The organism is Deltaproteobacteria bacterium (assembly GCA_009930495.1).
GTDB lineage: Bacteria > Desulfobacterota > Desulfovibrionia > Desulfovibrionales > Desulfomicrobiaceae > Desulfomicrobium.
The window spans coordinates 1-7,568 of sequence record RZYB01000131.1 but is presented as its reverse complement, the minus strand read 5'-3'; the positions used below and the strand labels follow the sequence as shown (position 1 = coordinate 7,568).

General features: G+C 62.1%; 8 protein-coding genes. 4 read left to right on the top strand and 4 right to left on the bottom strand.

The features are described 5' to 3' along the window. The 4 genes from EOL86_10510 to EOL86_10495 form a co-directional block, all read left to right on the top strand. The coding region (locus tag EOL86_10510; protein NCD26003.1) for an NAD-dependent epimerase/dehydratase family protein at positions 1-678 on the top strand (678 nt) is incomplete at its 5' end. Beyond that, entirely contained in the window at positions 624-1,691 is a 1,068-nt protein-coding gene (hrcA, locus tag EOL86_10505) for a heat-inducible transcription repressor HrcA (GenBank protein ID NCD26002.1), read from the top strand. The genes EOL86_10510 and hrcA, both read left to right, overlap by 55 nt. Before the next feature lie 51 nt (positions 1,692-1,742). Beyond that, positions 1,743-2,291: a nucleotide exchange factor GrpE gene (grpE, locus tag EOL86_10500; GenBank protein NCD26001.1), complete on the top strand. Its 549-nt coding sequence runs from the start codon at positions 1,743-1,745 to the stop codon at positions 2,289-2,291. A 3-nt stretch (positions 2,292-2,294) separates the two neighbouring features. Beyond that, positions 2,295-2,666, top strand: a complete 372-nt coding sequence (locus tag EOL86_10495; protein ID NCD26000.1) for a CoA-binding protein — start codon at positions 2,295-2,297, stop codon at positions 2,664-2,666. A 206-nt stretch (positions 2,667-2,872) separates the two neighbouring features. On the opposite strand, the gene EOL86_10490 is transcribed toward EOL86_10495, so the two are convergent. From EOL86_10490 to EOL86_10475, 4 genes are all read right to left on the bottom strand, one after another. Next, positions 2,873-3,673 carry a transporter substrate-binding domain-containing protein gene (locus tag EOL86_10490; protein NCD25999.1) on the bottom strand — a complete coding sequence of 267 codons (801 nt, stop codon included), beginning with the start codon at positions 3,671-3,673 and terminating at the stop codon, positions 2,873-2,875. A 169-nt stretch (positions 3,674-3,842) separates the two neighbouring features. Further along, positions 3,843-4,334 carry a hypothetical protein gene (locus EOL86_10485; protein ID NCD25998.1) on the bottom strand — a complete coding sequence of 164 codons (492 nt, stop codon included), beginning with the start codon at positions 4,332-4,334 and terminating at the stop codon, positions 3,843-3,845. A 199-nt stretch (positions 4,335-4,533) separates the two neighbouring features. Then, positions 4,534-6,684: a ferrous iron transport protein B gene (feoB, locus tag EOL86_10480; protein NCD25997.1), complete on the bottom strand. Its 2,151-nt coding sequence runs from the start codon at positions 6,682-6,684 to the stop codon at positions 4,534-4,536. Then, positions 6,684-6,938 (bottom strand): ferrous iron transport protein A, encoded by a 255-nt coding sequence (locus tag EOL86_10475; GenBank protein ID NCD25996.1) that lies wholly within the window; start codon positions 6,936-6,938, stop codon positions 6,684-6,686. Before EOL86_10475 ends, feoB begins: the two co-directional genes overlap by 1 nt. Between the last annotated feature and the right edge of the window lie 630 nt (positions 6,939-7,568).

Below are 7,568 nucleotides of genomic sequence, written 5' to 3'. Positions count from 1 at the left end.
TACACCAAGGTCGATCAGGCCGAGGACGAACCGGCCGAGGCCGCCCGCCTGAACCGCCAACTGCCGCTCATCCTGGGCAAGGCAGCCCTGGCCACGGGAGCGTCCCTGGTCCACTACAGCACGGATTTTGTTTTCAACGGCAAAAAAACAAGTCCCTACACCACCGAGGATCAACCCGATCCGCGCTCGGTCTACGGACAGACCAAACTCCAGGGCGAACGCGAGCTCCTGGGCCTGAACCTGCCGAAACTGCTCATTATCCGCACGTCCTGGCTGTTTGGCCCCTGCAAAACCAACTTCGTGACCCGCATCCTGGAACTGGCCGCCACTCGCCCGGAACTGTCCGTGGTTCATGATCAGGTTGGCAGTCCGAGCTACACGCCGGATCTGGCGGCCAACTCCCTGGCCCTGGTGGAAAGCGAAGCAACAGGACTGTTTCATCTGGCCAATTCGGGCCGGGCCAGCTGGTGCGAACTGGCCACGGAGGCCGTGCAGTGCGCGGCCCTGCCCTGCCGGATCAAGCCCATCACTTCGGCTGAGTACCCGCAAAAAGCCTGCCGCCCCGCCTATTCCGTCCTGGATCTGAATGCCTTCACCGCAGCCACGGGCATCACGCCCCGGCCATGGGTGCAGGCCCTGCGGGAATTTCTGTTCTCACGGGAAGACTGCCCGTCATGATCCTCAACAAGCGCGAGACAGCCGTCCTGACCGCAGTGGTCGAACTCTATGTCGAGACGGCGCAACCTGTTGGCTCACAGGCCATCGCCACGGGTCTGGGCCTGAGCCCGGCGTCCTTGCGCACAACCATGGCCCGTCTGACGGAAAAGGGCTTTTTGCGACAGCCCCACACCTCGGCCGGCCGCGTCCCCTCCATCCAGGGCTTCCGCTACTATTTGGATCAAGTCCTGCAAATCTGCCCGCTTCCGCGCAGGGACAGGTCCCGTCTGCAAGAGCACATCCTGCCCGACGCGTCGGAACTGCCCCAGGTATTGCGACGCGCAGCCCAGGCCCTGTCCTCCCTGACCAACCAGGTCTGTGTTGTCATGGCCCCGCGCCAAACCCTGGCCAGATGGCGGCAGATCGATTTCATTCTGCTCCGGCCGGGCATGGTCATGGCCGTACTGGTCCTGCAGGGGGGATTGATCAGCAACCGCCTGATTCAGGTGGATGAAAATCTCGGCAGCGATGAACTGATCCACTATGGCAATTTCCTGAACAGCCTGTTCACCGGGCGGACCACCCGGGAAGTTCGCGCCGAAATCCTGCTCCAGCTGCACAACGCCCAAGCCACGCTGGACGCCTATCGCCGGGCCTGGGAGCTGGCAGCCCAGGCCGTGACCGAGGACGAACAGCCCGAAGTCTTTGTCGGCGGCACCAGCCATCTGGCAACGCAGCCCGAATTCACGGACCTGGAAACCATCCAGGAACTGCTGCGCCTCATCGAGGAACGCTCCCGATTGCTGGAACTGCTGGACAAAACCGCGTCCAGCGCTTCCGTTTCTGTCAGCCTGGATCAAAATGTTGCCGGGGTTTCCGGCTGCTCCCTGGTCACCTCGGCCTACAGCGCCCATGCCTCGACCCAGGGCGCCCTGGCCGTGCTTGGCCCGGTGCGCATGAACTACGCCCGCATCCTGCCCATGGTTGACTTTGCCGCCCAAATACTTAGTCAGTGCCTCAAATCCCGGTTCTAGGGATCATTCGTGAAACGTCTTTTCAAATATTTCAAGGAGCAGGAGTTTTTCATGTCCCATAAGGAAAACGAGGCCCAGGCCCCGGACGAAGTGCTCGCCGAGGGAGCGACGGCCGAAGAAACCCCGGAACCCACCCTGGAGGAAAAATACGCCCAGGCCCTGGCCGATATCGACGAACTGAAAAAAGAAAACCTGCGCGTCCTGGCAGACAGTGAAAATTTCAAGAAGCGCCTGCTGCGGGAAAAAGAAGAGTATTTCAAATTCGCGACATCCGCCATCCTGGAGGAAATCATCCCGGTCATCGACAACCTCGATCTGGCCCTGGCCCATGGCAAGCAGTCCGAAGCCTGCAAGGATCTGGTCACGGGCGTCGAAATGACCATGAAAATCTTCCTCGACACCATGAAAAAGCATGGTCTGGAACAAATCGCGGATTTAGACGTGCCTTTCGATCCGGCCCGGCATGAGGCCATGAGCCAGGTCGAACGCGACGACCTGGACGAAAACACGGTCTGCCAGATGCTCCAAAAAGGGTATATGCTGAAAGAACGCCTGCTGCGTCCGGCCAAGGTCATGGTCAGCCGCAAGGCAGGAGCCTGAACCGTGGCCCAGACCGTGGCCGTACTCGGGGCCAGTCACAAACCCGAGCGGTATTCCAACCAGGCCGTACGCATGCTCCTGGAATACGGACATAACGTCATCCCGGTCACACCGGGGCGCAAGGAAATCGAAGGCCTGCCCGTGGCCCCGACCCTGGCCGACATCGGCCGGCCCGTGGATACCCTGACCCTTTACGTCGGACCGGAACGCAGCGCCCAACTTCTGGACGCCATCGTGGCCTTGAAACCCGGCCGGGTCATCCTCAATCCGGGCACGGAATCCGAGCCCTTGCAAGCAGTCCTGGACCAGGCCGGCATCCCCTGGCAGCATGCCTGCACCCTGGTTTTGCTGCGCACCGGACAATTCGAGGAATAATCGCAGCAGTTCGTCCATTCCAATAAAAAAAGCGCCACCTCGGCGCTTTTTTCGTTTCCGCGTCCGCGACACGAAAAGAACAACGGCCACGCCCCAAAAAAACGTGGCCGCGAAAACATGAATCCCGGGCCATCCGCTTTTTCACGCGGAACAGTCGCGGCCCGGCGCAACCATGCGTTCCGGGTAATGCCCACGACCATGGCCGGCTATCTGGAAGTTTGGATGTAGGCGTCCACCATGCGCCGGACCGTGCCATCCCGGTGCATGCGCAGGATAATGCGGTTGAATTCGGCGAGACGGCCAGCGTGGGGCGAGGATTTGCGGACCAGCAGATGGAACGGCATGGAATCAAGTGTCACCCCGGTTTCAACAACCGTCCGTTCCGCCCCCACCGCCCGGATATCCGCCCAGGCCGCTCCGGGCCACTCGATAACGATGTCGCCACGCTTGTGGTCGAGCATGCGCCAGACGTTGGACAGATGGGGCGTGGTGAACGTCGTCACGCCACGGGCGGCAATGTTCTTTTCGTTCCACCCATTGCCGACATAGGTGATGACCGAAAGGCCGGCCATGCGGATATCCTCGATGGTCCGGATGCCATCGATGAACCGCCGCCGGGGATGGTCGGCGCGGGTAAAAATCTTGAGTTCCTTGCGATAAAACGGATCGTCGTGGGTGACGGTGTACAGAAGGCGCTCCTCGGTGGGCGCCGTGACCATGGCGTCGGCCTCGCCGCTTTGGACATTGGCCTGGCAACGCCCCCAGGGAAAGGCCTTCCAGACGGTCGCGATCTCCATTTCATCCAGGGCCGTGGTCACGATCTCATAAAAAAAGCCAGACATCCCGCCATCCGCCTCGCGGACAAAAAAGGGCCAGAACTCCGGATAATCGATGCGCATGACAGGTCGCGCCGCGCGCGCCGGCGGCGAAAACACCACGACCATCGCGAACACGATTCCAACCAAGGCCATGACCACGCGGCCGGATGAACACAAAAATTGACGCATGCCGTTTCCTACCAGACTCACCAAAAAGGGTCAAAGCCGGACCTCGAAACAGGGACTGCCTGTCCGACACAACGCCGCCCCGCGCCAAGGACGGAGGCACGAACGGACGGCCATTCTGATCCCGGGAAACGCCGGGATGCCACCTCGCTGTTTCCCGAATAAACGGCCCTCAGGAACGCTTTCGGGGAAGAAATGTCGAGCGCAGAAAGCGGGGATGAAAGAAAAAGAAGGGATTGGCGACAATGGCGTCGGGCAGGATGTGATACCACCGGTACCCCAGATCCCGAAACACGCCCCGTGCCTGGGGCCGACAGCCGGTTTCGGAGGCGGCCAGCAAGGCCGCGTCACGCTGGCAACGGGATGCCGCCAGGAGACGAAAAACGCGGGGAGAAAACCCGTGGCGGGCCAGCATGCGGCGCACGCGTTTGAACTCGCGGTAGCGGGACAGGGCGTCGGCCTGACACAGGATCACGCCCCAGGCAAACAGCACGGCCAGAATCGTCCAAAGCCAGCCGCTCCAATCGGCGTCGGGCCGGGACAAAACCACGCGGGCCTCTCCCCAGGACGCAAGCGCCAGACCGGACGCCTTGATGGTTGTCAGATGGGGAAAAGGCGCGGCCAAAAAATAGCGGATCAACTCGTGTGGCAACAGGCGAAGCATGGGGACCAAAAGTGACGACTTGCGCTCGTGCCGTCAAGCGCGGCGCCGTCCAGGACTGGCCAGGAGGGACGATCAGCCATGCCGCGCTGGGTGGAACCACGATCCACCCGGACGCGGCATGAGGCACGAAGGACATAACAGCCTTCTCCCACGGCCAATCGACGAGGGGTTTGGCCTCGCGGCCTGTTTTCCCGGCAATCTACAGCGCGATGCCAACCTGATAAATACCCATGGACACCACGTAGGCCAGGGCCGTGTTGAAGCCCACGGAGAACGCGGCCCAGCGCCACCCGATTTCCCGGCCGATGACGGCCACGGTCACGAAGCACGGCGCATAGAGCAGGACAAAGGCGATAAGGCTGACCGCCGTCCACATGTTCCAGGCCGGGTCCGCGACCAGCCGGGCCGACAGGCCGCCGCTGTCCTCGGGATCGACCTCGCCCAGGGAATAGGCCGTGCCCAGGGTGGACACGATGACTTCCTTGGCCGCGAACCCGCCCAGCAGGGCGATATTCGTCCGCCAATCGAACCCCAGCGGCGCGGACACGGGCTCCAGGGCCGTGCCGACGCGCCCGGCCACGGACACGCGCAGGGCGTCCTGGACCTCGGCATTGTCGATGGCGGCCAGGGCGTCCACCCTGGCGGCGTCATTGTCCCAGGATGGGGCCTGGATGGCGGCGCGCTGGGCCTCGAACATGGCGGTCCGCTCCGCCGACGGCCCGGGAAAGGTCATGGCCGCCCAAAGCAGGATGGAAATGGCCAGGATGACGGTGCCAGCCTTTTTGACGTACTGCCAGACCCGCTCCCAGGTGTGCAGGCACAACCCGCGCAAGGTGGGCAGGCGATACGGTGGTAATTCCATGACAAAGGGCGTGGCCTCGCCCCGGATCAGGGTCGAGCGCAGGACGCGGGCCGCGAGCAGGGCCGCGACCCAGCCGGCGGCGGTGATCCAAAACAAGGCGGCGGCGCCGGAACCCGGAAAAAAGGCCGCAGCCAAAAGAAGAAAAACCGGAACCTTGGCGCCGCAGCTCAAGAATGGCGCGGTCAGGACCGTGGCGATTTTTTCCCTGGGACTGCGCAGGGTGCGCGCGGCCATGACGCCGGGCACGGCGCAACCGCCGGGAATGCCGCCGGAAATGATGAACGGCATGACCGAACAACCGTGCAGGCCGAACATGCGAAAAACCCGGTCGAGCATGTAGGCCATGCGGGCCATGTAGCCCGAGTCCTCCAGAAAGGAGAGGAAGAAAAACATAACCATGATCAGCGGCGTGAAGCCGAGCACTCCGCCGACGCCGTCGATGACGCCCGAAACAACCAGGGACGCGACCAACCCCTCGGGCAAAAGATTCGTGGCCGTGTCGCCCAGCCAGCCAAAAAAGCTTTCCAGCAATCCCATGGGATACTCGCCCAGGGAAAAGGTCAGCATGAACATCGCGTAGATGATGGCGAACATCAGCACCGGACCGGCCAGACGGTGGGTCAGGACCGCGTCGAGCTTGTCCGTGAAATCGCGCCGGGTCTGGGTGTCCGGCCGGGTGACGATACCGTCCTTGAGGAGGGCCGTGATGTATCCGTAACGATAATCGGCGATGAGAGCCTCGGGGTCGGCGTTCAGGGTTTTACGACAGTGCGCGGCCAGGGAATGTGTCGCGCCCAGCAGCCGCTCGTGGGTCTCGGGCTCGGCCGCGCCCTGGAGAAGAATCGCCGGATCGTTCTCCAGATACTTCAGGGCCAGCCACCGCGCCGGATACCGGTTTTCCAGAAAGCAGGCGGCTTCGATGATGTCCTGCATTTTCTCCAGGGTTTCATCGAGATCGCGGCCGTAGGAAATATGCAACGGGGCCCGTTTTTTCGGACCGTGAACGAGCCTCGCCGCTTCGCCCAACAACGTGTCGCATCCCTCGCCGGTGCGGGCCACCAATTCAAGAATGGGCGTGTCGAGCATGGCCGCGAGCCGGGCCGTGTCGATGCCAACCCCCTTGCGCCGGACCTCGTCCATCATGTTCAAGGCGATGATCAGGGGCGTTCCCAATTCCAGAATCTGGGTCACCAGGTACAGGGACCGTTCGAGATTGGTGGCATCGAGCACGGCCACCACCGCGTCCGGCCGCTTGTTCACCAGGAAATCACGGGCCACCAGCTCGTCCTGGCTGTACGCGGTCAGGGAGTACGTGCCCGGAAGATCGACCACATTGATGTCCAGGCCACCCAATGCCAACCGTCCCTCGCGCTTTTCCACGGTGATGCCGGGATAGTTGCCCACATGCTGACGGGCCCCGGTCAGGGCGTTGAACAGGGTTGTCTTGCCGGAATTGGGATTGCCCATGAGGGCCAGGGTCGCGTTCATCACGGCCGGTCCTCCAGCGGATCCACGCCAACGACAATGAAATCGGCTTCATTGCTGCGCAGGGTCAGGGTGAAATCGCGCAGGCGCAGGGCCACCGGGTCCTTCAAGGGAGCGCGCCCAATCACGGTCACCGGTGTTCCGGGCACAAGGCCCATGTCGCGGATGCGCCGCCCCAATTCACCCGTGGCGTTGACCGCCGCGATGACGCCGGTTTGATCCACCTGCATGGCTCGAAGTGAAAGCGTTGTGGTCATTGTAACTCCTAATAGAAAATCCCAGGGTTTGAATGGCCAAATTTTCCAAGATGGCTCTTTTGAAGTAAAAACTGACGCCATAAAACTAGATATCTCTAACTTTTATGACCGTTCCCAACAGCCCGCCAGGTCCTTGTCGGTGCGCACCGACATCTCCCAGGCGATAAGCAGCAACCCTTCAACGTCGGGACATCGAAGAACGCCCAAAAACTTAGACGCGGCTAATACTTAGCCGTACCCATCTTGGCAAGCTGTTTTTTTCACTCCACCGCCACCACCGCCTTCCAATCCCCGTCCCGAACGCTCCCAAAAAACAATCCAGGGCGGCGAGAACAACCCACCTCTCCCGCCACCAGCTCCATGGCCCTGGTTGTGGCACGCCCCGCCAGGCCCCGGCCAAGCCAGCCAGCAGGACGGGCATCCGGGCCCGGACAAAAAATGCCCCCGCAGCGCGGACTTCACGCTGAACCCAGTGCCGCGTTTCGTGGCGGGCCGGACACAACGGGCCGAGACACGAGGCCACGCCGCCAGGCGGCATCAGAACTTCACGGTCAGGCCAGCGTACACGGTTGCCGGTTCGATCTGCTCCACGTCCTCGCGTTTGAGGTGCGTGCCGAAAATGTTTTCGGC

Coding starts and splice junctions, on each gene's coding strand:
- hrcA (NCD26002.1), top strand. CDS start 624: ATGGGTGCAGGCCCTGCGGGAATTTCTGTTCTCACGGGAAGACTGCCC.
- grpE (NCD26001.1), top strand. CDS start 1,743: ATGTCCCATAAGGAAAACGAGGCCCAGGCCCCGGACGAAGTGCTCGCC.
- EOL86_10490 (NCD25999.1), bottom strand. CDS start 3,673: ATGCGTCAATTTTTGTGTTCATCCGGCCGCGTGGTCATGGCCTTGGTT.
- EOL86_10485 (NCD25998.1), bottom strand. CDS start 4,334: ATGCTTCGCCTGTTGCCACACGAGTTGATCCGCTATTTTTTGGCCGCG.
- feoB (NCD25997.1), bottom strand. CDS start 6,684: ATGAACGCGACCCTGGCCCTCATGGGCAATCCCAATTCCGGCAAGACA.
- EOL86_10475 (NCD25996.1), bottom strand. CDS start 6,938: ATGACCACAACGCTTTCACTTCGAGCCATGCAGGTGGATCAAACCGGC.